Source organism: Aeromonas sp. QDB14 (assembly GCF_027707845.1).
Lineage (GTDB): Bacteria > Pseudomonadota > Gammaproteobacteria > Enterobacterales > Aeromonadaceae > Aeromonas > Aeromonas caviae.
Genome location: NZ_JAPCJD010000051.1, coordinates 1 through 22,374, shown reverse-complemented (window position 1 = coordinate 22,374; position 22,374 = coordinate 1). Strand labels below are relative to the sequence as shown.

Here is a 22,374-nt window from a genome sequence, read left to right as displayed (position 1 = left end):
GACCTTTGCAATGAACAGTCAGACAAACGACACCTGCAAGGTCACCTCTCCAGGAAGGGGCTAAATCGGCCACAGAGAGCGATAAGGGGTGACATGGAAGGGCGACGCCTGCACGGTAAAAAGGAGCCACAGCCTAAACCATGGCAAGAGAAGTTGACAGAAAATAGTCTAAAACAGAACCAAAAACAGATTTAACCAAAACAAAATATCGAAATTACAGACCGTTACTCTGTTTATTTTTATTTAACAGATTTTTATAAAGAGTCAATCCTGCCACCCCACTCCCCGGCCAGCCCGGCCGGGGAGTGGCGGAGATGACCAACCCTCCCTACACCAGGCCGCGCACCAGAATGCCGCCAATGAGCAGGGGAGCCAGCCAGCGCCAGCAGCCCATCAGCAGGGCCCGCCAGTGGGGAGCCAGCCCTTCGGGCAGCGCCTGGCGACCGAGCCGCCAGCCCAGCAGCAGCGTCAGGGTTAGCCCGAACAGGGGCATCATCAGGTTGGAGGTGATGAAGTCCAGCAACTCGAAGATGTTCTTGCCAAACAGGGTCAGGGTGGCCCAGGGACCGAACGACAGGCTCACCGGGATGCCACCCGCCATCACCAGGGCAATGACCAGGTTGCACGCCGCGCGGCGGGACCAGCCCAGGCTCTCGCACAGGAAGCACTGCAAGTGCTCCAGCAGGGAGATGGAGGAGGAGAGCGCCGCCACCACCAGCAGAGAGAAGAACACCACCGCCAGCCCCTGGCCGAAGGGCAGTTGCTGGAACACCGCCGGCATGGTCATGAAGGTGAGGCCCGGGCCCGAGGCCGGGTCAATACCGGTCGCCGCCAGTACCGGGAAGATCATCAGGCCCGCCAGCACGGCGATGACGCTCGCCAGCAGCACTACCCAGAGGCTGGAGCGACCGACCCCTTCGCTGGAAGGCAGGTAGGCGCCATAAGTGGTGTGGATGCCAAGGCCGATGGAGAGGGAGAAAAAGGCCAGCCCCATGGCGTCCAGCACACCCGACATGCCGAGCTTGCTGAAATCGGGCATCAGGAAGTGGCGCACCCCGGCCATGGCGCCCGGCAGGGTGAGGCCGAAGGCCACCAGCAGCAGGATCATGATGAAGAGGGCCGGCATCATCCAACGCAGGGTGCGCTCCACCCCTTGTTGCACGCCGCCCCGCACGAACCACCAGGTCAAGCCGGCAAACAGCAGGTGGGTCAGCACCGGCCAGAGCGGATCACCGACGTAGTCGTTGAAACGGGCGGTCAGTGCCGCGCCGTCCCCCTGTTGCAGCTCCCCCGCCAGGGCCATGCCCGTGTACCCCAGGGTCCAGCCGCCCACCACGCTGTAGAAACAGAAGATGAGCAGGCTGCACAGCAAACCCATGGCACCGACCCAGCGCCAGCGCCTGCCCATCAGTTCACCAAAGGCTCCCACCACCCCGCACCGGGTCAGGCTGCCGATCAGGGTCTCCCCCATCAGCACCGCCACCCCCAGGGTGAAGCTGAACAGCAGAAAGACCAGCAGGAAGGCGCCGCCACCGTTGGCGGCGGTGACATAGGGGAACTTCCAGATGGCGCCGAGACCGACCGCGGAACCTGCGGCGGCCAGGATGTAACCGAGCCGGGATGACCATTGGGACTGCTTCATAAGAACTCCACGGGAAGGGCCTGCCAGCGAGGCCCGAAATGGCGCTCAGAGTACGCCCGCAGGCGCGCAATCACTCGGCGTATATCCGATATAAAACTCAGTTTTTAGCATCATTAACCAATAAAATTCGGATAACCCTCCAATCGTGCCACATAATAAAAACCGGAGCGGGTATGCTCCGGTTTGTTGTCTGCCCGGGTCTGGCGGGATTAGATGACCCCCAGCTCCCGCAACCGCTCCATCAGATAGCTGTGGGCGGTGTGACGCTCCGAGAGCACCACGTCCGGACGGGGGTGCAGGAAGAGCGGCAAGGAGATGCGGGACTTGGCGGCACTGCCCCCGGTCGGGTTGATGACCCTGTGGGTGGTGGAGGGGTAGTAGCCGCGGGAGGCCTCCTGCAGCATGTCACCGATGTTGATGATGAGGGTGCCGAAATCGCAGGGCACGTCCATCCACTCCCCGTCTGAACCTTTCACCTGCAGGCCCGGCTCGTTGGAGGCGGGCAGAATGGTCAGCAGGTTGATGTCTTCATGGGCGGCGGCGCGGATGGCGCCCGGCTCCTCGGTGCCGTCGAAGGGCGGGTAGTGCAGCACCCGAAGCAGGGTCTTGTGGCTCTCTTCGATCATGGAGGAGAGCGGGCAGCTGTAGTGGGCGGCGATGTCGCCCGGGGTGTGTTGCTCCACCCAGCCCAGCAGCTCGGCGGCCAGATCGTTGGCGAGGCGGTAGTACTCCATCGCCTGCTCTTTCAGATCTGCCGGCATCTGGCCCCAGGGATAGATGTGGAAGTACTCCTTGATGTCCTTCTGGCTGTGACCCTTGGCCACCTCGGACACCGAGGGCGGGAAATAGCCGTCCTGGGTCTCGCGATTGAACAGGAAATCCTGCTTCTGTTCGCTCATGAAGAAGCGATACCAGTTGTCATAGATGGACTGCACCAGCTCCTTCGGGATGGGGTGGTGAGTCAGCACCCCGAAGCCGGTGGTGCGCAGGGATTCGGTGAAGCGCTCGGCCGCATCGGGGGAGCGATAATCGACGGTCAGGACTTTCATTGTTTTTATGTTACATGCCAGTTAAAAGTAGGCGCAGTTTACCCTGCCTCCCCCGGCAAGAAAAGGCTGCCGGAAGCCTGTCTACAACGGCTTGAAAATACTGATAAAAACATCATGATACGGCCCCCTCGCCCGGTGCTTGTCCCGGACGGGCCTCCTCTTCTAGAATGCCCCACCCCCTTTGCTGTCGGAGCCCCCTCATGTCCCCCAAGATCCTGTTGTTGACCCTTCCCTTCCTGCTCGCCGGGTGCAGTTCCCTCTCGGAGGAGGAGTGCCGTGCCATGAGCTGGTACAACCAGGGCTATCAGGACGGGGAGCAGGGCAAGACCCGGAGCGCCACCCGCGACTATCAGAAGACCTGCGGGGAGTACGGCCTCAAAGTGGATGAGGCGGAGTGGCAGCGCGGCTACGCCAAGGGGCTGGAGCTCTATTGCATCCCCGAGCTTGCCTACAGCAAGGGACGGGAGGGGAGCGAATACCTGGGGGTCTGCCCCAACGACACCAGCTTCCTCACCCAGTTCGAGCGCGGCCGCAAGGAGTACCTGCTGGAGCAGCGCCTCGGCGAATTGCAGCAGGAGCTGGAGCGCACCGAGCGGAGCATCCACCAGCTGGATCAGCAGATCCGGGGCGAGAGCGACAGCCGCCAGCGCGACTACTATCGTGCCCAGCGCGAGCGCGCCATCCGTCACTACGAAGGGGTATACCGGGACTACAACCGGCTGCGCTTCCCGGATCGGGTGATCCAGTTCTCCTTCGGGAGCTGACAAAAAGGGGCCGACATGGCCCCTTTCTGTTTATGCCGCAGACTGTTTTTCCCCTCAGGCGGGCAGGACCCAGCGCTGCAACGCCAGGGCGATGCCATCCTCGTTGTGATCCGCGGTGACCCGGTCTGCATGGGCCTGGATCTGGGGCGCCGCATTGCCCATGGCCACCGCCAGCCCCACCTGCTCGAACATGCTGATGTCGTTGTTGTTGTCGCCAAAGGCCACCAGGTTCTCCATGGCGATCCCCTCGCTCGCCGCCCACTGGGCCAGCCGGTTGCCCTTGCTGCAACCTGGCTGCACCAGCTCCACCGCATAGGGGGCCGCCCAGTCACGGGTGAAGGGCAGTCTCTCCACCACCTCCCCGACGAAACGGTGCAACCGGCCGGGATCCTGGTTGAACAACTCCAGCTTCCAGATGGGGGACTGCAACCAGGACTCGATATCCTCGGCGGGCAGCAGGGAGACCTTGAGGTGATCCGGCTGGGTTGCCGACCAGCGCCGCATCCGGCCCACGTGCTCCTCGCAGCCCAGGTAGCCGATGCCGTCCCCCAGGTGGAACAGCGCCCCCATCTGCTGGGCTTGCACCTCCTCCAGCAGGGTGGTGAGAGGCGCCACAGCCAGGGGATCCCCGGCGAGGATCCTCTCCTGCACCGGATCATAGAGGTAGGCACCGTTGCTGCAGATGATGGGGGTGTCGAGGGCCAGCTCGTGGTGGAAGGGACGGGCCGTCATGAAGTGGCGACCCGTCACCAGCAGCACCTTGATGTCGTGGGCCCGGGCCTGGGCCAGGGCAGCCCGGGTAGCGGACGAGATCTTGTGATCCCGGTTCAGCAGGGTACCGTCCATGTCCAATGCAATGGCCTGATAACGACTCATATCACCTCCAGGAATGTCGAGACGGGTGCGGCGCCATCCCCTCCCGTTTCCAGTGCCATGACGACACATCTCACCGCCGGGAATGCGGACTGGGCATGGCAAGGCCCATGATGGGAAACGCGCTCACCGGGGATCGGGAACAGCGGAGCAAAGAGCCATACCGTCCCAGACTCGGCGCCGCGATGCAAGTCCGGCCCGCCATCCCGTCGCCGAACTGTGATCCCCGCGCCCTTCGTCAGCCCGCCTCGGCGCACCCGGCCACGATGTTTCGCCTGTCCGCCCGTCTGCGCAATCCGTAGAAACCGAAGGCACAGATCACGCCGCAGAGGCCGGCCAGGTAGAAGGGCCACTCGGTCCCCGCCAGCAGCACCAGGCTGCCCAGCACCACCGCCAGGATCTCGCTGCCCACAGCCAGACCGCGGTAGAGCCCCATCGCCTGCCCCTGCTGGCTGGCATGGCTGCGGTTGGAGACCGCCACCGAGGTGGCCAGCTCCCCCAGACTCATGCCGATGCCGGCCGGGATGAAGGTGAGCGCGAGCCCCCACCACTGGGTCGGCAGGATGAACATCAGCATGCCCGCCGCCATCACCAGGTGGCCGACGATGCCAAGGGAGCTGCCGCGCCAGTGCCGTGCCAGCTGCTCACCGATCCAGGAGCCCAGCATCATGGGCACGCTCACCAGCACGGCGGCCTGGGCCAGTTGCACCGGATCCCATGCCAGCCGCTCCACCAGCCAGACATTGAAGTAGGTGAAGTAGAGCTGCACCGCCCCGTAGCTTGCCAGGGTCAGGGCAAAGTAGGGCAGGAGACGAGGTTGCAGCAGCAGTTGGCGGGTCGAGAGAGGAACCTCATCCCGGGTCGCCGGCACCGGGGGACGATTGGGCAGCAGCCAGAGCACCAGCAGCAGGTTGATCACCGTCATCCCCACCGCCAGCCAGGCCGCTAGGCTGTAATCCCCCGAGACCACGGCCGCATAGCCTCCGATCATGGGGCCCACCACCCAGCCCAGGTTCATGCCGATGTTGATGCGGGCGAAGTTGCGTGCCTTGGTCCTGGCCGTGCTCATGTCCGCCGCCATCGCCTGCACGATGGCGATGTCGCCGTTGAAGAAGCCCTCCACCACCCGGCTCAGCAGCAAGAGCGGCAGGGAACGCCAGGCGATGCCGAGGGCCATCAGCACATACCCCGCCAGCACCCCCACCAGACAGAGTGTCAGCACCGGCTTGCGCCCATGGCGATCGGAGAGGCGGCCAAGCAAGGGGGCCCCCAGCAGTTGAAACAACGGATAGAGCCCCATGATGACGCCAAGCCACACCTTGCGGCTCCAGTCCGACGCCTGTGGCGTCAGCATGCCCTGGGCCGGATCCAGCAGCAGCGGCGCCAGGACGGGGGAAGGCAGGCTGAACCCCGCCACCGCCAGCGTCACCGTCATCACCAATACCCAGAGGGTCGCCTGTCCCTTGATCCCTTCCATCTTCGCCTCATTAAATAAAGTTATCGGTTTATTTAAATTGTGAGGGGCTGCCCATTAAGTAAAGCAGATTGTTGATTTAAATCCCCCTGCTACCCATAATGACCTCATCCAGGCGGTCACCGCACCGATACCCACCACCGGAGCTCCCATGAACGCCAGTACCGACAAGATCCTCTATCTGCTGAAAACCCGCGGCCCCCAGAGCGCCGCCGAACTCGGCGACCAGTTGCAGATGACGTCCATGGGGGCGCGCCAGCACCTGATGGCCCTGGAGTCCGAGGGCTGGGTAGGGTTTAGCGACGAGGCCCGCGGCCGCGGTCGCCCGGTGCGTCTGTGGCACCTCACCGACCAGGCCTGGCAACGCTTCCCCGACACCCATGGCGATCTGACCCTGCAGCTGATCGACGACATCCGGCAGGTGTTTGGCGACGCGGGCATGGAGCAGCTCATCACGCGGCGGGAGCAGCAGATGCAGGCACGCTATGAATCCAGGCTGACCCAGCCGGCGCTGGCAGACAGGCTGATGACGCTCAAGGCGCTGCGCACCCAGGAGGGGTATATGGCGGACATGTCGCAGGAGGAGGACGGCAGCTGGCTGTGGTGGGAGAGTCACTGCCCCATCTGCAGTGCGGCCAGAGCCTGTCGGGGCTTTTGCCGCAGCGAGCTGGCGCTGTTTCGCCGATTGCTGGCGCCGGCCGAGGTGGAGCGGGAGCAGTATCTGCTGGAGGGGGACAGCCGCTGTCTCTATCGCATCCGGCCGCCCCGCCCCTGAGCGGGCGGAACGCAAAAACAACAAAGCAGGCGCCGGGATGCCTGCTTTGTTGCCTTCGGGGAGGGGGTGCTCTCGTTCCAGCCCGTTGTTTCCCGATAAGGTCGAACGGCTGATGGGGCTCTTGACCCGGTAAGGTCCTTCACCACAGGTGCCTAGTCGGGCGCCTGTCTTGCCACCGGAAGATGTAACCATGGTACTCCCTGCGATGCGGTGAGTGGTTGTGAAGTAGCAGGTATTTTCAGTTGTTTTTGCAATAGTTCACCCTTAATCTAGGAAAAGTGGATTAGTAATTGCGAAGAGGTACGGAGAATGCTGAAACTTGATCGTATAGACAGGCATATTCTGGAGCTGATGCAGGAAAATGGCCGCATCAGCAACCTGGAGCTGGCCGAGCTGGTCGGGCTCTCTCCCTCCCCCTGCTCGCGCCGGGTCAAGGCGCTGGAGGATGCCGGTCTCATCGATACACATGTCACCCTGCTCAATGCCCGCCAGCTGGGGCTGACCCTCACCGCCTACATTCACATCTCCATGGACAGGCACACTCCGGAGCGGTTCGAGAACTTCGATCGCGCCGTCAAGGATCTGCCCGAGGTGCTGGAGTGCGACCTCATCACCGGCAACGATGCGGATTACCAGCTCAAGGTGGTGGTGCGGGACATGGAGCACTACCAGCACTTCCTGCTGGACAAGCTGACCCACATCTCCGGCGTGACCGGGGTGCGTTCGAGCTTCGTGCTGCGCCGCATCAAACACAAGACCGCCCTGCCTCTCAACCACCTGGGCTGACAACCCACCCCGCATCCGGGGAGCACCAAAAGCAAGAGGAGGCCAGGGCCTCCTCTTCTTGTCTCTGCTATCAAGGGCATTCGCGGTCAACACAGCCCCCGGGCGCCATCGCGCCGCCAGGTGGCGAACGCCTGGTCATGCCTCGACCTGGCTCACATCCTGCACCTGCAGCAACCAGCCGCTCTGCTCCTGCAGGGGTTCGCCGCGCAGCCGCAGCCGCTCACCGGTCGACACCCACTGCCCTTTGGGCAGAGAGATTTCCAGGCTCTCGCTGCCGTTGTCGAACACCCAGCGATCGGCGCCCAACGACTCCATCAAGTACCCTTCCATCTCCACTCTGGACTCGGCCTGCCAGGAGGGGGAGGCGGTATCACGGCTCTCGATGAAATCCCCCTGAACACCAAAGCTGGCCAGCCCCCACAGAATGGAGAGCCCGACGATGGATGATTGCATCTCTCTCTCCTGTTGGTTTGCTACCTTGAGGGCCAGTATGGGAAGAGAAAAATGGGTGCACCATGAACAAGGTGCCAAAGTGCTGGCAAGATCGCGAAAAAAACCGGCCCCATGGCCGGTCATGTCATTTTATGTCGTACAGGTCACACTACTTGGCCGCTTCTTCTGCCATCCGTGCAGCCCTTGGTTTATTTGTCCACATGGCCACCCCGCGGTGATCCGCACAGATCCCCTCGTCGGTGACCGCCCGCACCCGGACCCCGTCCTTGCAGATGGCCTGCCAGGCATCGGCATCGTCGATCTGCAACTCGGAACGGGGATAGGAGGTATCGGCGCAGGCGCACAGCAGGATGGCGAACAGAGGGAGCAGGGATTGCATGGGTTTCATCGGGTCACTCCTGACGGGAAAAGGGATCAGCGCCCCAGCTGCGCCGCCACGCGATCGCAAAGCAGCTTGAGCTGGGCCAACTCAGCATCGGCCAGATCCACCTGATTGCGCAAGCTGTCCGCCAGACAGCACTCCCTGACCTCCTGCTGCAACTGGCGTCCCGCCTCGGTCAGGCTGATGCACTTTTGCCGCTCATCCTCGTGGGAGACGGTGCGGGTCAGCCACCCCTTGCTCTCCAGCCGCTTGACGATGGGGGTCAGGGTACCCGCATCCAGTCCGGTCTCCTGCCCTATCTCCTTGAGGCTGACCTCGTCCCGGGCCCAGAGCGAGAGCATCACCAGGTACTGGGTATAGGTGAGATCCAGCTTGTCCAGCAGCGGCCGATAGGCACGCATCACCGCATTGGAGGCGCTGTAGAGGGCAAAACAGACCTGCTTTTTCAATTCGCTCATGGAGGACCTCGCTGACGACAAGGGGGCAGTATACCCCATCAACTTCGGGGTTGAATAGTTTGCACACAAAACAGTTGCCAGCCTCCGCGTTCAGGACTACCCTGATTTTAGTTTGCACACAAACAAAAATGCCAAGCCGCCGCCCGACGCGCGGCCCCACTGCCGGAGAATGCCCATGAATGCCATCAGCCATCAAATCCAACTGCTGCATCGCCCCACCGGTCTCCCCACCCTGGAGGACTTCGCCCTCCGGGACGTGCCCCTGCCCGCCCTGCAGGAGGGAGAGGTACAGGTCGCCAACCAGTGGCTGTCGGTGGACCCCTACATGCGCGGCCGCATGAGCGAGGCCAAGAGCTACGTTCCTCCCTTCCCCCTCAACGGTCCCCTAGACGGCGGCGCCATCGGCACGGTACAGGCATCGCGCCATCCAGATTTCAAGGTGGGGGACAAGGTGAGCAGCATGCTGGGCTGGCGGGATGCCTTCGTGGCAAACGCCGCCCAGCTCACCCGCCTGCCCGACACCACCCTGCCGCCCCAGCGCTTCCTCGGCGCCCTCGGCATGCCGGGCATGACCGCCTGGGCGGGCCTGCACAAGGTGGCACACCTGAAGGCCGGTGAAACCCTGCTGGTCTCGGCGGCCTCCGGAGCGGTCGGCACCATGGCGGTCCAGCTCGCCAAGCAGGCGGGGGCCAGGGTCATCGGCTCCACCGGCTCGACCGACAAGGTCGCCTACCTCAAGACCCTGGGTGCCGATGCGGTGATCAACTACCGGGAGACCCCGGATCTCGACGCCGAGCTGGCCCGCCTCGCCCCCGAAGGCATCCACGTCTACTTCGAGAACGTGGGGGGCGCCATGCTGGATGCCGCCCTCAACCACCTGGTGGTGCACGGGCGCATCGTGCTGTGCGGCCTCATCGAGCAGTACAACAGCAACGGCCAGGCCAGCGGCCCGCGCAACCTCTCCCAGGTGATCCGCAAGCGCATCCTGATGCAGGGGCTGCTGGTCTCCGATCACTGGCAACACTACGGGGAGTTCCTGGCCGAGGCCATGCCGGCCTTCGAAGCGGGCACCCTCCAGGCCGAGGAGACCGTCAGCGAGGGGCTGGCCAGCATGCCGCAAGCCTTTATCGGACTGTTCCAGGGCCGCAATACCGGCAAGATGCTGGTCAAACTGCCCTGATCCGGGGGCATTTCCCATCTATTTAACAGATAGAATGTCGCCAGACCCATCCGTTTAAGCGATGGAAAATCGGCATCCGATCGCCCTTGAACAGGCGGCTTGCACAACGGGCCCATCCCCCCTAAGGTGGGCCCGTTTTCCCTGGCGCACCCCGCCGTTTCAGCAAGGAGCCTCCCCTATGTCTACCCCCTATCCCCGCGTCGGTGTCGGCGTCATTCTCACCAATGGCCAGGGCCAGGTACTGCTCGGCAAGCGCAAGGGCAGCCATGCCCCCTACTGGTCCATCGCCGGCGGCCATCTGGAGCTGGGGGAGACCTTCGAGTCGGCGGCCATCCGGGAGGTGGCGGAGGAGACCGGCTTCGTCATCCGCCAGCCTCGCGTCATCGCCGTCACCAACAACCTGGAGACCTGGCGCGAGAGCGGCCTGCACTACATCTCGGTCACCCTGCTGGCAGATGTGGACGGGGAGCCGCAACTGCTGGAGCCGGAAAAATGCGAGGGCTGGATCTGGTGCGACCCGCACACTCTGCCCGAGCCTCACTTCGATGCCAGTCGCCAGTCCATCGCCTGCTGGCTGGCGGGACAATGCTACCTGCCCCAGGCACAACCTGCCCCCTGACCCTCACCGGCAGGCTGCCGCGCGTCACCCCGGCACCTCTCGTCAGCTGGCGGAGGCGACCAGCCACCCCGCCAGCCCCTGTTGATGGCAGGCTGCGCGGGAGGGCGTACCGTCACCAAACTGTCACTTTTTTGTCATATTATCCGGGCCAGGATGATGACGAGGAGGGGAAGATGGGACAGGTATTCATGCAGTTCTTGTGGCTGGGATGCATCAGTTTTGGCGGGCCGGCCGCCCATATCGGCTATTTTCAGCGCACCTTTGTCCAGCGGCTGGGCTGGCTGAACCAGGGGGAGTTCGCCCAGTTGCTGGCCCTGTGCCAACTGCTGCCGGGTCCGGCCTCCAGCCAGCTCGGCTTTGCCATCGGCCGCCACCGCGCCGGCATCGGCGGCGCCCTGGCCGCCTTCGTCGGCTTTACCCTCCCCTCCTTCCTGCTGTTGCTGGCGGCCGCCGTCGGTCTGGGTCAGCTTGCGGGCAGCCTCTGGCTGGACGCCGCCCTGCACGGCCTCAAGCTGCTGGCGCTCGTCGTGGTGGCGGATGCCGTGCTCACCATGAGCCGCCAGTTCTGCAAGACGGCGCTGCAACAGGGGGTCATGGTGGCCACCGCCGCCGCCCTCTGGTGCGCCCCCGGTCTTCTGACCCAGGTCGCCATGCTGCTCGGCGCGGCCCTGCTCTGTGCCTTGCGCGAGCCGCACCCGGGGAGTCAGGGCCTCGCGTCCACTCCGGATCGCCAGCCTCACTGGCCGACCCTGCTGCTGTTCGCCCTGCTGTTCGTCGGCCTGCCCCTGGTGGCGAGCGGCCCCGTCAGCCAGTTGCTGGCCGACTTTTACCGGGCAGGCAGCCTGGTGTTTGGCGGTGGTCACGTGGTGCTGCCCCTGTTGCAGGAGAGCCTGGGTCACCACCTGAGCGAGCAGCAGTTCCTGACCGGCTACGGCCTGGCCCAGCTGGTACCCGGCCCCATGTTCACCCTGGCCACCTACCTGGGCGCCGTGCTGCTGCCCGCCACTCCCCTCATCGGGGCGCTGCTGGCGACCCTGGCGCTCTTCCTGCCGGGTTTCTTGCTGCTCTGGGCGCTGGGCCCCTGCTGGCAGCACTGGCTGGCCCGCCCCCGTCTGGCGGGGGCCGTGGCCGGCATCAACGCCGCCGTGGTGGGGCTGCTGCTGGCGGCCCTCTATCAGCCGGTGTGGCAGAGCGCCGTGATCTCCCCCACCGATCTGGCGCTGGCCGCCGTCGGCTTCTACCTGCTGCGGGTGCCACGGCTCCCCGTTCTGCCCCTCGCCGCCCTGCTGACGGGGACAGCCCTGCTGCTGGCCTGACGAACCCGCGACAAGTCAGGCAGCGCCCGCCGGGCTGGCGGTCATGGCTCTTATCCCCGAGGGGAACCAAAGAGAGCAAGATCCGTCAGGACAGCTCGGGCCCGTTGGCCGATAGTGAGCAGCACAGAGGAGAGACCATGGATCACAACCAGACAGAGGCCTACCGCCGACGCTTTCAAACGGTGACCGAGCACATCGAGCGCCATCTCGACGACGACCTGTCGCTGGAGCGGCTCAGCGCCGTGGCGCACTTTTCGCCCTTTCACTTTCATCGGCAATTTGCCGCTTACTGCGGCGTGCCGCTGGGGCGTTACATCCAGCTGCTGCGGCTGAAGCGGGCCTCTTACCGGTTGGCATTCGCACCTCTGGACAAGGTGACTGATATCGCCCTCGATGCCGGCTTCCAGCATGGCGAATCTTTCAGTCGCGCCTTCAAGCAGACGTTCGGCCTGACGCCCAGCCAGTTCAGGCAGCACCCGGACTGGGCCAGCTGGCATCGCTGCCTGCCACGGCCCCCCACAAAGAGGATTGACCCCATGCGAGTCGACATCATCCAGTTCCCGCAGACCGCCGTCGCCGCCCTGACCCATCAGGGCCTGCCCGAGCGCATCAACGACACCGCGGCGCGCTTCATCCAGTGGCGCAAGGCCACGGGCGGCTCCCCGGTCGCCACCAGCCGGACCTATGGCCTGGCGCCGGACGACCCCGCCACGACGGAGGGTGCGGCGTTTCGCTTTACCCTCTGTGGCAGCGTCGAGGCCCCCGTCGCCGAGGACAATGAGTGGGGTGTGAAGAATGCCCTCATCCCGGCCGGGCGCTGCGCCGTGGTACGCCACCACGGCTCCCACGACCTCCTGGCCGACTGTGCCCGGGCGCTCTACCGCGACTGGCTGCCCGCCAGCGGCGAAGAGCTGCGGGATTTTCCGCTCTTCTTCCACTACCACAACTTTGTACACGAGGTGCCCACCCATGAGCTGGTCACCGACATCTACCTGCCGCTGGCATAGCCCGGTACCTGACAGGGGGAGATAAAAAAGCGGCGCCTCCGAAGGGAGGCGCCGCTGGTCGTGTCGGGGATCAGGCGTCGGGCTCGAAATCCAGGCTCAGGCTGTTGACGCAGTAGCGCTGGCCGGTCTCGGTCGGCCCGTCGGGGAAGACGTGGCCGAGGTGGGAGCCGCACTGGCTGCAGGTGATCTCCACCCGCTTCATGCCGTGGCTGTTGTCCTCGGTGTAGGTCACCGTCCCCTCGATGGCCCGATCGAACGAGGGCCAGCCGCAGCCCGAGTCAAACTTGGCATCCGAGTGGAACAGCACGCTCTTGCAGCAGACGCACAGGTAGTCGCCGCTCTTGCGGTTGTGCAGCAGGGTACCGCTGTAGGGCCGCTCGGTCCCCTTCTCCCAGCAGACGTGAAACTGCTCGGCGCTCAACTTGCTGCGCCACTGCTCGGGATTGTTACCGCTCATACTGACTCCTCGTCATGCTGACCGGGCAGATATGAAACTGCGCGGTTCTCGGGATTGCTACGCAACCGTCCAGGATTATTGCCATTCATATGGACTCCTTGCCATGTGTAGCGGTGCCCAGCATACCCAGTCAGGGCGCCTGGCTCTACCCCGCCAGCGGGAACTGTGATCCCGTTGGCAACACGGCGACAACATCCGCTGCCACCACCCCTTCACTCGCCAGCACCGCCGCCGGCAGGGCGACCCGCTCCAGCAGCTTGAGGGAGTGGGCACGCCCCACCGCCACCTGCCGCTTGATGTCGTCCGGCAGGAAGGGCAGACCGTCGTTGGTGGCGGTGTCGATGGTCTGGATCCACTCCATGCCCTCCCCCGGCGGCGGCAGGCGGAACTGGATGTCATAGTCGCTGGCGTTGAACAGCACGTACCAGCGCTCCCCGGTGCAGCCGATCATGCCGATGTCCATGGCAAACGCCTGCCCCATGGGGGCGTGCCAGTCCTGATCGGTGAGCTGATGGCCGTCCGGGTGATACCAGTTCACCTGGTGACAGCTGGTCGCCTTACCGTTCCAGCCGTCGTCGCTCAGTTGCAGGTTGGAGAAGACCCCGGACTCCGCCCGCAGCGCCATCATCTGGCGGGTGAAGGCAAGCAGCCGCTCGTCCTCCGGGCGCAGTTGCCAGTTCACCCAGCTTATCTGGTTGTCCTGACAGTAGGCGTTGTTGTTGCCGAGCTGGCTGCGGCCCATCTCGTCCCCGGCCAGGAAGTGCGGCGTCCCCTGTGACAGCAGCAGGGTGGCGATGAGGTTGCGCTTCTGCTGCTGGCGCAGGTTGTTGATGCGCGGGTCCAGGGTCGGCCCCTCCACCCCGTGGTTGCTGGAGAGGTTGTTGCCGTGACCGTCCCGGTTGTCCTCGCCGTTGGCCTGGTTGTGGCGCTGGTTGTAGGAGACCAGATCCTCGAGGGTGAAGCCGTCGTGATAGCAGAGGTAGTTGACGCTGGTGTGGGGGGAGCGCCAGTTCTTCGGGAAGAGATCCCGCGAGCCCACCAGACGGGTGGCAAAATCCCCCATCTTGCCCGCATCCCCGCGCCAGAAGGCGCGCACCGTGTCGCGGTAACGATCGTTGATCTCCAGCCACTGGCTCGGAAACTGGCCGAGACGATAGCCGAAGGGGCCGATGTCCCAGGGCTCGGCGATGAGCCTGACCCGCGCCAGCACGGGATCCGCCATCATGGCCTTGAAGAAGGCGCTCATGGGATCGAACTCCCCCGCCTCCCGCGCCAGAGTCACCGCCAGATCGAAGCGGAAACCGTCCACCTGCATCTCGGTGACCCAGTAGCGCAGGGCGTCGAGCACCAGCCGCAGGGTGTTGGGATGATCCAGATTGACGCTGTTGCCACAGCCGGTGACGTTGGCGTGACGGTGGTAGTCCGGCCCGTGGGCCCCCGACTCGAAGGCGTAGTAGCCCGCGTTGTCGAACCCCTTGAACGACAGCATGGGGCCGTCGAAGCCGGATTCCGCGGTGTGGTTGTAGACCACGTCCAGGATCACCTCGATCCCGGCCCGGTGCAGCTCCCGCACCATGGTCTTGAACTCGGTTACCGCCTCCTTCGCCGCGTAGCGCGGCTCGGGGGCGAAGAAGGCGATGGGGTTGTAGCCCCAGTAATTGGTGAGCCCGAGCTGCTCGAGCCTGGGCTCGGACATGAAGGCCGCCACCGGCATCAGCTGCACCGAGGTGACCCCCAGCGACTGCAGGTGCTCGATCATCAGCGGGTGGCTGATGCCCAGATAGGTGCCCTGCAGCTCCTTGGGGATCCCGGGGTGCTGGCGGGTGAAGCCCTTGACGTGGGTCTCGTAGAGCACGACCCGCTCGGGCGGGATGCCGGGCTTGCCGACCCCCTGCCAGTCGAAGGCATCGTCCACCACCACGGACTTGGCCACCATGGCCGCGCTGTCCCCCTGATAGAGGGCGTCGTCCCAGTAGGTAGGACGGCTCAGTGCCCTGGCATAGGGGTCGATCAGCAGCTTGTCCGGGTCGAACAACAGGCCGTCCTGGGGGCTGCCATGGACCCGATAACCGTAGCGCTGACCGGCCTTGACGCCGCGCACATGGCCGAACCAGTACTGGCCTCGCCGGCCGGGCAGGGCCAGCCGGGCCTGCTCCTGCTCCTCTTCGTCGAACAGGCAGAGCTCCACCTTGTCCGATTGCGGTGCCCAGACGCAGAAGTGGCAGCCCGTCTCGTCGAGCCGGGCGCCCAGCGGGTGATCCACCCCGTTTTCCATTGCGAACATCAAGACTCCTGTTTGATGAACAAGGTCGCGAGCGGCGGCAGATCCAGCACTATGCTGTGCGCCATGCCCTGCCAGGGCGTCGGCTCGGCGACGAAGACCAGACCCACATCATAGTTGCTGCCCCAGTAATGCTCGCTGTCGGTGTTGAGCACCACCCGATAGTGGCCGGCCGCCGGCACCCCGAGGCGATAGCCGACCCGAGGCACCGGGGTGAAGTTGCAGGCCACCATCAGGGGATGCGCCCCCAGCTTGTCCGCCCGTAGCCAAGCGAAGATGCTGTTGTCGGCGTCGTTGTGATCCAGCCAGCGGAAACCGGCCTGTTCATAATCGGCCTGATACAAGGCAGCCTCGTGACGATAGAGGTGGTTGAGATCCCGGATCAGCCGCTGCTGGCCGCCGTGCTTGGGATACAGCAACAGGTGCCAGGGCAGCTGGGCGTCGTGGTTCCACTCATTGCTCTGGGCGATCTCGGTACCCATGAAGTTCAGCTTCTTGCCGGGGTGGGCATACATGAAGCCCATGTAGGCGCGCAGGTTCGCGGCCTGCTGCCACTCGTCGCCGGGCATCTTGTAGAGCAGGGAGTGCTTGCCGTGGACCACCTCGTCGTGGGAGAGGGACAGGATGAAGTTCTCGTCATAGTGGTACACCATGGAGAAGGTCATGTCGTTGTGGTGGTAACGGCGGTGGATGGGCTCCTTCTGCATGTAGCTGAGGGTGTCGTGCATCCAGCCCATATTCCACTTGAAGCCAAAACCCAGGCCGCCGAGGAAGGTGGGACGGGAAACCCCGGCGAAGGCGGTGGACTCCTCGGCGATGGTCATGGCATGGGGGTACTTGCCGTACACCTCCTCGTTGGTCCACTTCAAGAGGCTGATCGCCTCGTAGTTGTGGTTGCCGCCATCGACGTTCGGCACCCACTCGCCGGCGTTGCGGGAGTAGTCCAGATAGAGCATGGAGGCGACCGCATCCACCCGCAGGCCGTCGACGTGGAACTTGTCGAGCCAGAACAGAGCGCTCGCCACCAGGAACTGGCGCACGGTATCGCGACCGAAGTCATAAATGTAGGAGTTCCAGTCCGGGTGCCAGCCACGGCGCGGATCCTCGTACTCGTAGAGCGGGGTGCCGTCGAAGCGGGCCAGGCCGTGGGCGTCGGACGGGAAGTGGGCGGGCACCCAGTCGAGGATGACGCCGATCCCGGCCTGGTGGCACTGGTCCACGAAGTATTTGAAGTCGTCGGCGCTGCCGTAGCGACTGGTGGGGGAGAACATGCCCACCGGCTGGTAGCCCCAGGAGCCGCTGAACGGGTGCTCGGAGACCGGCAGCAGCTCGATGTGGGTATACTCCATCTCCTTGATGTAGTTCACCAGTTCCACCGCCAGCTCGCGCCAGTTCAGGCTGTCGCCGTTGGGGTGGCGCTTCCAGGAGCCCACGTGCAGCTCGTAGATGGAGAGCGGCTGCTCCCGCTTGTCGTTGCGTTGGCTCTCGCGCCAGGCGGCATCCTGCCACTGGTACTGATCGTGGTCATAGACCACGGAGGCGAACGAGGGGTACTGCTCGCAGTAGAAACCCACCGGGTCGCTCTTGTGGGGCAGCCGGTTGCCCATGGGGTCTTTGAGCTCGAACTTGTAGCGATCCCCGGCCTTGAGCCCCGGCACGAACAGCACCCAGTGACCGCACTGGCTGCGCTGCATGGGGTGGCGACGGCCATCCCAGAAGTTGAAGTCGCCTATGAGGCTCACCGCGGTGGCGCTCGGCGCATAGACGGCGAAGCGCACCCCCTCCACCTGCTGGCCGAGGTGCTCCACTGTGCGCAGTTGTGCACCTAGGGTGTGGTAGAGGTTTTCCGGTTGCCAGGTCAGCTCCGCCAACCCTTCCCAGGCGGCGGCCTGGAACTGGTAGGGGTCTATGATGTCGGCACTGGCGTCGGCGTAGCTGGCGATGAGCTGGTAGGGAAAGGGATTCTTGCGGCGGGTGAAAACAGTTTCAAAGAGGCCCGCTTCGTCAGCGGCGGTCAGGGTGGCAACTATCTTGCCTGACTTGAGGTCTCTGACCCGGACCTCGAGCGCATCGGGCAACCAGGCGGTGAGTTTCAGGCCTGGCCCATCCGGATTGGCCAGCAGGCCTAGATGGGAGAAGGGATCGGCACAGCGGGCGGCAACTAAACGTTCAACGGGCATCGACATTTCCTTTGATGGCTGAACATCCGCTTCGGCCTGGGCCGAAGCGGATGAAAGTGAGTCACATGTTGGCGATTAAGGCTCAACGGCTGGCCTCGTCACGGGCCCGGCTCATCTTGCCCGCCAGATTCTTGAGCGCCTCATCGGCGAAAATATCCTCCAGATCCCGGGAGAGCTTGCGACGCCAGTTGGGGTATTCGTAACTGGTGCCCGGCACGTTGACCGGCTTGTCCATCTCCAGCCAGTCTTCCAGCTGGGTGCTGAACAGGGCACAGCTGCCGCGGGACATGTGCAGTTGCAGACCGTGGTTGAGCTCGGTGTTCATGCCGACCCAGTTCACGTCGTGGCTGATATTGCCAGAGATGACCCCATGGGCATGCAGGCTGTCAAGGATCCGCTGCTTGGCCTGGTGGCGATCAGCATACAGGGTCTTGAGCACCTCTTCATCCGGATACAGGCCCAGTTCGCGTCCCAACGCCAGATCGTCGCAATGCCAGAAGCCCTTGAGGGTCGGCATGTCGTGAGTGGTCAGGGCCGACATCGCCTGCTCGGCGTAGTGGGCCGGGGAGATGAAGCCGCCATCGTCCTTGGAGCGCTCGAAGAAGAACACCTTGTAGGAGTGGACGCCGTTCTCCTTCAGGGTCACGTCGATCCCCTCCGGCACTGTGCCGAGATCCTCGCCGATCAGCAGGCACTGGTTGCGGTGGGATTCGAGGGCCAGGATCCCCAGCAGGTCGTTGACCGGGTAATAGATGTAGGCACCCTTGGCGGCGGACTCTCCGGGCGGCACCCACCACAGGCGCAGCAAGGCCATCACGTGGTCGATACGCAGGGCACCGCAGGAGCGCATGTTGGCGCGGAACAGATCCACCATGGGCTGGTAGGCCGCCTCGAACAGCTGGTTCGGGTTCATGGGGGGCAGGCCCCAGTTCTGGCCGAGGGGGCCGAGAATGTCGGGCGGCGCACCGACCGAGGCTTTCGGGCAGTAGAGATCCCGGTTCGCCCAGATCTCGGTGGAGCCTTCGGAGACACCCACCGCCAGATCCCGGTAGATCCCCATCACCATGCCGGCGGCCTTGGCGCGGGCATCGGCCTGGGCCAGCTGCTCGTCGGCCAGGAACTGCAGGTAGAGGTAGAAGGCCACGTCCTGGTTGTGCTCGGCCATCCAGGCGGCAACGGCCGGGTTGTGGTAGTCACGGAACTGCTCAGGCCAGACCGGCCAGCCCCAGGCGTTGTCGCCCTTGGCATAGAAGTGGGCCTGCAGGGCATCGAACGCCGCCTGCTGTTGCAGGCTGTCGCCACCGGCGGCCACGAAGGCATCGAACGCAGCCTGGCGCTCGGCGCTGAAGCTGGCCTGGTCGAACACCTGGCGCAGCATGCCGATCTTGGTCTGGATGACGCCGGTGTAGTCCACGTTGTCCTTGACCCGCAGGGAGGTGAGGTGCTGCTGGAAGGCCGGGCTCGCCACCTCCGCCTTCAGGCGATCGTTGCTCAGGAATTCGGGCACCGCCTCCACATCGATATAGGCGACGTTGAGCCAGCGACGGGAAGAGGGGCTGTAGGGGCTGGCGCTCTCCGGGTTGGCCGGATAGAGAGCATGAATGGGGTTGAGGCCGACGAAGTGGGCGCCCCAGGCGGCGGCTTTCTCCACCAGCTGACCGAGATCGCTGAAGTCGCCGATGCCCCAGTTGTGGCGGCTGCGCAGGCAGTAGAGCTGCACGCTCGGGCCCCACACCTTGCGACCATTGGCGATGGGCGCCTGCTTGTAGCAGGACTTGGGGGCGACGATGAGACGCATGGTGGCCAGCGGCTCGTCATTGCCCTCTTCGAGCAGGATGAGCTGGTGATAACCCAGCGCAGGCTGCACATCCAGGGTGACGCGATAGGCCTGGCACTCCATCTCCTCGAACTCGGCCACCCCGACCAGCTCACCCTCGATGGGGGTGAGTTGACCGGACAGCACTGCACCCTGCTCCTGCTGGAGCTGCCAGGTGAGGGCATCGTTGACGAATTCGATGGGGAGGCGAACCTCAAGAGTAACGGCGTCGCCGCTGCGTACCACCATCACGGGATCCAGCGCGCGCAGCCAATGCTGGCGGTGCTCCTGCTCAAGCTGTTCGGACAGGGCGGCCTCGTCATCGACGCGGTAGCCCATGGCGCCCAGCATGGCGGCCTTGCTCTCTTCCGATACCAGGGCCGGCTGGCCCCAGGCATCAACATACTCACTGGCAATGCCTTTGGCGGCAGCCAGCTGTTCAATCAGGGTGGTCATAGTTTGAGAATTCCCGCTGTGGATTCTGTCTACGCTATTTTGTGATTAATTTTTATGGTTGGTACTTGAACATTGGCTCTTTGGCCATGCTAAACCGCGCACATTTTTACATATCTCCCCGGCTGGATGTGTGACCGGGCAGGCACTATTGTTGTTCTCTGCCACCGACTTTGCTGATGATGCATTCAACAAAAGTTGGTAGCCAGTTACATAAACCGAAAATAAATTTCACAGTTTTTCATGATATAGCGCAATTTCGCGCAGATTGTTGGTTGACTCGCGAGGGAGTTCTAGTAAATTTACAAACGGAATTTTCTTTGACTACTGAACAGTTAGGTAACCAATTATGACTATCAAAGTAGGTATTAACGGTTTTGGCCGTATCGGTCGTTTCGTTTTCCGTCTGGCCGCTGAGCGTGCTGACATCGAAGTGGTTGGTATCAACGACCTGATCGACGTTGACTACATGGCTTACATGCTGAAGTACGACTCCACTCACGGTCGCTTCAAGGGCACTGTTGAAGTCAAAGACGGCAACCTGATCGTCAACGGCAAAACCGTACGTGTTACCGCTGAACGTGACCCGGCCAACCTGAAATGGGGCGAAATCGGTGTTGACGTTGTTGCCGAAGCAACCGGTCTGTTCCTGACCGACGAAACCGCTCGCAAGCACATCGCTGCCGGTGCCAAGAAAGTCGTACTGACCGGTCCGTCCAAAGACGCTACCCCGATGTTCGTCATGGGCGTCAACCAGGATTCCTACGCTGGCCAGGACATCGTTTCCAACGCTTCCTGCACCACCAACTGCCTGGCCCCCATCGCCAAGGTTCTGAACGATACCTTCGGTATCGAATCCGGCCTGATGACCACCGTTCACGCTACCACTGCTACCCAGAAGACCGTTGATGGTCCGTCTGCCAAAGACTGGCGCGGTGGCCGCGGTGCGGCTCAGAACATCATCCCGTCCTCTACCGGTGCTGCCAAGGCTGTTGGCGTGGTCATCCCGGAACTGAACGGCAAGCTGACCGGCATGGCCTTCCGCGTTCCGACTCCGGACGTGTCCGTTGTTGACCTGACCGTCAACCTGAAGAAAGAAGCGTCCTACGCTGAAATCTGCCAGGCCATGAAGGCTGCCTCCGAAGGCGCCATGAAGGGCGTGCTGGGCTACACCGAAGACGAAGTGGTTTCCACCGACTTCCTGGGTGAGCGTCAGACTTCCGTGTTCGATGCCAAGGCTGGTATCCAGCTGAATAAGACCTTCGTAAAAGTCGTCTCCTGGTACGACAACGAAATGGGCTACTCCAGCAAGGTTCTGGACCTGATCGCTCACATCTCCAAGTAATTTGGGATGCGCAATCGCGTAGCTTGAAAAAAGGCGGCCAATGGCCGCCTTTTTGTATTCTGAATCACGGACCCTTTCTGAATGTCCCCGAGCACTGGAGCCTTTATGACACCGACACGTACGCTGACTGCCCACTGCACCCTGAGCCAGGATGGCCTGCCCCTGCTGACCATAGACAATGAGCACGCCAGGGCCGAGATAAGCCTGTTTGGCGCCCACGTGCTGCGTTACCAACGCCATGGTGAGCCGGCCTCTCTCTGGCTCAGCGACAAGGCGATACTGGATGGCAGCAAGCCCATTCGCGGCGGCATTCCCCTCTGCTGGCCCTGGTTCGGCCCCTCCCCCGCTCGCGTTGGCAGCGGCAAGCCGGCTCATGGCTTCGCACGCAACTGCCTGTGGACGCTGGATGGGGTCTCCGATCACGGGGATGGCACACTCGTCCACCTCTCCCTGCGTGACAACGATGCCAGCAGGACGCTCTGGCCCCATGCCTTCGAGCTGGAGCTGGACGTACTGGTCGGCAAGGAGCTTTCCCTGGTGCTGACCACCCGCAACACCGGCAAGTCAGCGCTCACCTACAATGCCGCCCTGCACACCTACCTGCAGATCAGTGCGCCGGAAGCGGTGACCGTGACCGGCCTCGGCGAACCCTATCTGGACAAGCTGACCGGCCGAAACGAACTGCAACAGGGCGCGCTGACCGTCACCGCAGCCATGGATCGCATCTACCGCCAGCCCGATGCCATGGTCAGCGTGCAGGATGGTGAGCGCACCACCCGGGTGGTCAACGGCAACCACGACAGCGTGGTGGTCTGGACTCCCTGGCAGGAAGGGGCCAGCGCCATGGCCGACATGAGTGACGACGGTTATCGCACCATGCTCTGTGTCGAGGCGGCCATCACCGCCGAGGACGGGATCACCGTCCCGCCCGACGAGGAGCACAGCTTCTCCACCGTCATCATCTGACGATACAGATGACGGATAAATAAAGGTTCATCGCGGCTTTCCGGGGAAGGCCGCCTTGATTTTCAGAAAAAAGTATTCTGAGTCCCTAAATCCATATG

20 protein-coding genes are annotated in these 22,374 nt (G+C 63.5%); 9 read left to right on the top strand and 11 right to left on the bottom strand.

What is annotated here, in order from left to right:
- Positions 1-328: 328 nt before the first annotated feature.
- Both PG887_RS15535 and PG887_RS15530 read right to left on the bottom strand, forming a co-directional pair.
- Positions 329-1,642, bottom strand: coding sequence for a sodium-dependent transporter (locus PG887_RS15535; protein ID WP_270822175.1), 1,314 nt, complete (start codon positions 1,640-1,642; stop codon positions 329-331).
- 209 nt (positions 1,643-1,851) lie between these two features.
- Positions 1,852-2,691 (bottom strand): isopenicillin N synthase family dioxygenase, encoded by an 840-nt coding sequence (locus tag PG887_RS15530; protein WP_202041183.1) that lies wholly within the window; start codon positions 2,689-2,691, stop codon positions 1,852-1,854.
- A gap of 200 nt (positions 2,692-2,891) precedes the next feature.
- Here PG887_RS15530 and PG887_RS15525 point away from each other — a divergent pair, with 200 nt between their 5' ends.
- Positions 2,892-3,455, top strand: a complete 564-nt coding sequence (locus PG887_RS15525; protein ID WP_010672898.1) for a DUF2799 domain-containing protein — start codon at positions 2,892-2,894, stop codon at positions 3,453-3,455.
- Positions 3,456-3,509: 54 nt separating this feature from the next.
- Here PG887_RS15525 and PG887_RS15520 read toward each other — a convergent pair whose 3' ends face one another.
- Together PG887_RS15520 and PG887_RS15515 are read right to left on the bottom strand one after the other, a co-directional pair.
- Positions 3,510-4,331 (bottom strand): Cof-type HAD-IIB family hydrolase, encoded by an 822-nt coding sequence (locus tag PG887_RS15520; protein WP_109112599.1) that lies wholly within the window; start codon positions 4,329-4,331, stop codon positions 3,510-3,512.
- A gap of 235 nt (positions 4,332-4,566) precedes the next feature.
- A complete protein-coding gene (locus PG887_RS15515) occupies positions 4,567-5,805 on the bottom strand; it encodes an MFS transporter (RefSeq protein ID WP_223916048.1) in 1,239 nt (412 codons plus the stop codon).
- Between the two features lie 148 nt (positions 5,806-5,953).
- Here PG887_RS15515 and PG887_RS15510 point away from each other — a divergent pair, with 148 nt between their 5' ends.
- Together PG887_RS15510 and PG887_RS15505 are read left to right on the top strand one after the other, a co-directional pair.
- The gene (locus tag PG887_RS15510) at positions 5,954-6,577 is read left to right on the top strand and encodes a helix-turn-helix transcriptional regulator (RefSeq protein WP_041214535.1); all 624 of its coding nucleotides are present in this window, start codon (positions 5,954-5,956) and stop codon (positions 6,575-6,577) included.
- 309 nt (positions 6,578-6,886) lie between these two features.
- Complete coding sequence (locus tag PG887_RS15505; protein ID WP_010672894.1) at positions 6,887-7,363, top strand: Lrp/AsnC family transcriptional regulator; 477 nt, start codon at positions 6,887-6,889, stop codon at positions 7,361-7,363.
- Between the two features lie 135 nt (positions 7,364-7,498).
- Here the strand turns inward: PG887_RS15505 and PG887_RS15500 are convergent, their stop codons facing one another.
- The 3 genes from PG887_RS15500 to PG887_RS15490 form a co-directional block, all read right to left on the bottom strand.
- Positions 7,499-7,816 (bottom strand): hypothetical protein, encoded by a 318-nt coding sequence (locus PG887_RS15500; RefSeq protein ID WP_041211026.1) that lies wholly within the window; start codon positions 7,814-7,816, stop codon positions 7,499-7,501.
- Positions 7,817-7,964: 148 nt separating this feature from the next.
- Positions 7,965-8,195, bottom strand: a complete 231-nt coding sequence (locus tag PG887_RS15495) for a hypothetical protein (protein WP_029313696.1) — start codon at positions 8,193-8,195, stop codon at positions 7,965-7,967.
- 35 nt (positions 8,196-8,230) lie between these two features.
- The gene (locus tag PG887_RS15490) at positions 8,231-8,656 is read right to left on the bottom strand and encodes a MarR family winged helix-turn-helix transcriptional regulator (protein ID WP_167826217.1); all 426 of its coding nucleotides are present in this window, start codon (positions 8,654-8,656) and stop codon (positions 8,231-8,233) included.
- Between the two features lie 175 nt (positions 8,657-8,831).
- Here PG887_RS15490 and PG887_RS15485 point away from each other — a divergent pair, with 175 nt between their 5' ends.
- The 4 genes from PG887_RS15485 (at position 8,832) to PG887_RS15470 (ending at position 12,778) form a co-directional block, all read left to right on the top strand.
- Positions 8,832-9,836 (top strand): NADP-dependent oxidoreductase, encoded by a 1,005-nt coding sequence (locus PG887_RS15485; RefSeq protein WP_223916832.1) that lies wholly within the window; start codon positions 8,832-8,834, stop codon positions 9,834-9,836.
- Positions 9,837-10,014: 178 nt separating this feature from the next.
- A complete protein-coding gene (locus PG887_RS15480; protein ID WP_103858251.1) occupies positions 10,015-10,455 on the top strand; it encodes a nucleotide triphosphate diphosphatase NUDT15 in 441 nt (146 codons plus the stop codon).
- Between the two features lie 173 nt (positions 10,456-10,628).
- Positions 10,629-11,771, top strand: a complete 1,143-nt coding sequence (gene chrA / locus PG887_RS15475; protein ID WP_103858250.1) for a chromate efflux transporter — start codon at positions 10,629-10,631, stop codon at positions 11,769-11,771.
- A 137-nt stretch (positions 11,772-11,908) separates the two neighbouring features.
- Positions 11,909-12,778 carry an AraC family transcriptional regulator gene (locus PG887_RS15470; protein ID WP_010672887.1) on the top strand — a complete coding sequence of 290 codons (870 nt, stop codon included), beginning with the start codon at positions 11,909-11,911 and terminating at the stop codon, positions 12,776-12,778.
- Positions 12,779-12,848: 70 nt separating this feature from the next.
- On the opposite strand, the gene msrB is transcribed toward PG887_RS15470, so the two are convergent.
- From msrB to malQ, 4 genes are all read right to left on the bottom strand, one after another.
- The gene (gene msrB / locus PG887_RS15465; RefSeq protein WP_103858248.1) at positions 12,849-13,235 is read right to left on the bottom strand and encodes a peptide-methionine (R)-S-oxide reductase MsrB; all 387 of its coding nucleotides are present in this window, start codon (positions 13,233-13,235) and stop codon (positions 12,849-12,851) included.
- 145 nt (positions 13,236-13,380) lie between these two features.
- Positions 13,381-15,519 (bottom strand): glycogen debranching protein GlgX, encoded by a 2,139-nt coding sequence (gene glgX, locus PG887_RS15460; RefSeq protein ID WP_103858247.1) that lies wholly within the window; start codon positions 15,517-15,519, stop codon positions 13,381-13,383.
- Positions 15,519-17,696: a 1,4-alpha-glucan branching protein GlgB gene (glgB, locus tag PG887_RS15455; protein ID WP_223916830.1), complete on the bottom strand. Its 2,178-nt coding sequence runs from the start codon at positions 17,694-17,696 to the stop codon at positions 15,519-15,521. Before glgB ends, glgX begins: the two co-directional genes overlap by 1 nt.
- Before the next feature lie 82 nt (positions 17,697-17,778).
- A complete protein-coding gene (malQ, locus tag PG887_RS15450) occupies positions 17,779-19,968 on the bottom strand; it encodes a 4-alpha-glucanotransferase (RefSeq protein ID WP_270822168.1) in 2,190 nt (729 codons plus the stop codon).
- Positions 19,969-20,314: 346 nt separating this feature from the next.
- Here malQ and gap point away from each other — a divergent pair, with 346 nt between their 5' ends.
- Positions 20,315-21,310, top strand: a complete 996-nt coding sequence (gap, locus tag PG887_RS15445; RefSeq protein ID WP_010672882.1) for a type I glyceraldehyde-3-phosphate dehydrogenase — start codon at positions 20,315-20,317, stop codon at positions 21,308-21,310.
- Between the two features lie 105 nt (positions 21,311-21,415).
- Positions 21,416-22,276, top strand: a complete 861-nt coding sequence (locus PG887_RS15440; RefSeq protein WP_041211019.1) for a D-hexose-6-phosphate mutarotase — start codon at positions 21,416-21,418, stop codon at positions 22,274-22,276.
- Positions 22,277-22,374 lie beyond the last annotated feature (98 nt).

Bases quoted from the DNA above. Each gene is read 5' to 3' on its own strand.
- PG887_RS15470 (WP_010672887.1), top strand. From the start codon at position 11,909: ATGGATCACAACCAGACAGAGGCCTACCGCCGACGCTTTCAAACGGTG.
- PG887_RS15480 (WP_103858251.1), top strand. From the start codon at position 10,015: ATGTCTACCCCCTATCCCCGCGTCGGTGTCGGCGTCATTCTCACCAAT.
- glgB (WP_223916830.1), bottom strand. From the start codon at position 17,696: ATGCCCGTTGAACGTTTAGTTGCCGCCCGCTGTGCCGATCCCTTCTCC.
- gap (WP_010672882.1), top strand. From the start codon at position 20,315: ATGACTATCAAAGTAGGTATTAACGGTTTTGGCCGTATCGGTCGTTTC.
- PG887_RS15485 (WP_223916832.1), top strand. From the start codon at position 8,832: ATGAATGCCATCAGCCATCAAATCCAACTGCTGCATCGCCCCACCGGT.
- PG887_RS15515 (WP_223916048.1), bottom strand. From the start codon at position 5,805: ATGGAAGGGATCAAGGGACAGGCGACCCTCTGGGTATTGGTGATGACG.
- malQ (WP_270822168.1), bottom strand. From the start codon at position 19,968: ATGACCACCCTGATTGAACAGCTGGCTGCCGCCAAAGGCATTGCCAGT.
- PG887_RS15495 (WP_029313696.1), bottom strand. From the start codon at position 8,195: ATGCAATCCCTGCTCCCTCTGTTCGCCATCCTGCTGTGCGCCTGCGCC.
- PG887_RS15490 (WP_167826217.1), bottom strand. From the start codon at position 8,656: ATGAGCGAATTGAAAAAGCAGGTCTGTTTTGCCCTCTACAGCGCCTCC.
- PG887_RS15440 (WP_041211019.1), top strand. From the start codon at position 21,416: ATGACACCGACACGTACGCTGACTGCCCACTGCACCCTGAGCCAGGAT.
- PG887_RS15525 (WP_010672898.1), top strand. From the start codon at position 2,892: ATGTCCCCCAAGATCCTGTTGTTGACCCTTCCCTTCCTGCTCGCCGGG.
- glgX (WP_103858247.1), bottom strand. From the start codon at position 15,519: ATGTTCGCAATGGAAAACGGGGTGGATCACCCGCTGGGCGCCCGGCTC.
- PG887_RS15520 (WP_109112599.1), bottom strand. From the start codon at position 4,331: ATGAGTCGTTATCAGGCCATTGCATTGGACATGGACGGTACCCTGCTG.
- PG887_RS15530 (WP_202041183.1), bottom strand. From the start codon at position 2,691: ATGAAAGTCCTGACCGTCGATTATCGCTCCCCCGATGCGGCCGAGCGC.
- PG887_RS15500 (WP_041211026.1), bottom strand. From the start codon at position 7,816: ATGCAATCATCCATCGTCGGGCTCTCCATTCTGTGGGGGCTGGCCAGC.
- PG887_RS15505 (WP_010672894.1), top strand. From the start codon at position 6,887: ATGCTGAAACTTGATCGTATAGACAGGCATATTCTGGAGCTGATGCAG.
- PG887_RS15535 (WP_270822175.1), bottom strand. From the start codon at position 1,642: ATGAAGCAGTCCCAATGGTCATCCCGGCTCGGTTACATCCTGGCCGCC.
- msrB (WP_103858248.1), bottom strand. From the start codon at position 13,235: ATGAGCGGTAACAATCCCGAGCAGTGGCGCAGCAAGTTGAGCGCCGAG.
- chrA (WP_103858250.1), top strand. From the start codon at position 10,629: ATGGGACAGGTATTCATGCAGTTCTTGTGGCTGGGATGCATCAGTTTT.
- PG887_RS15510 (WP_041214535.1), top strand. From the start codon at position 5,954: ATGAACGCCAGTACCGACAAGATCCTCTATCTGCTGAAAACCCGCGGC.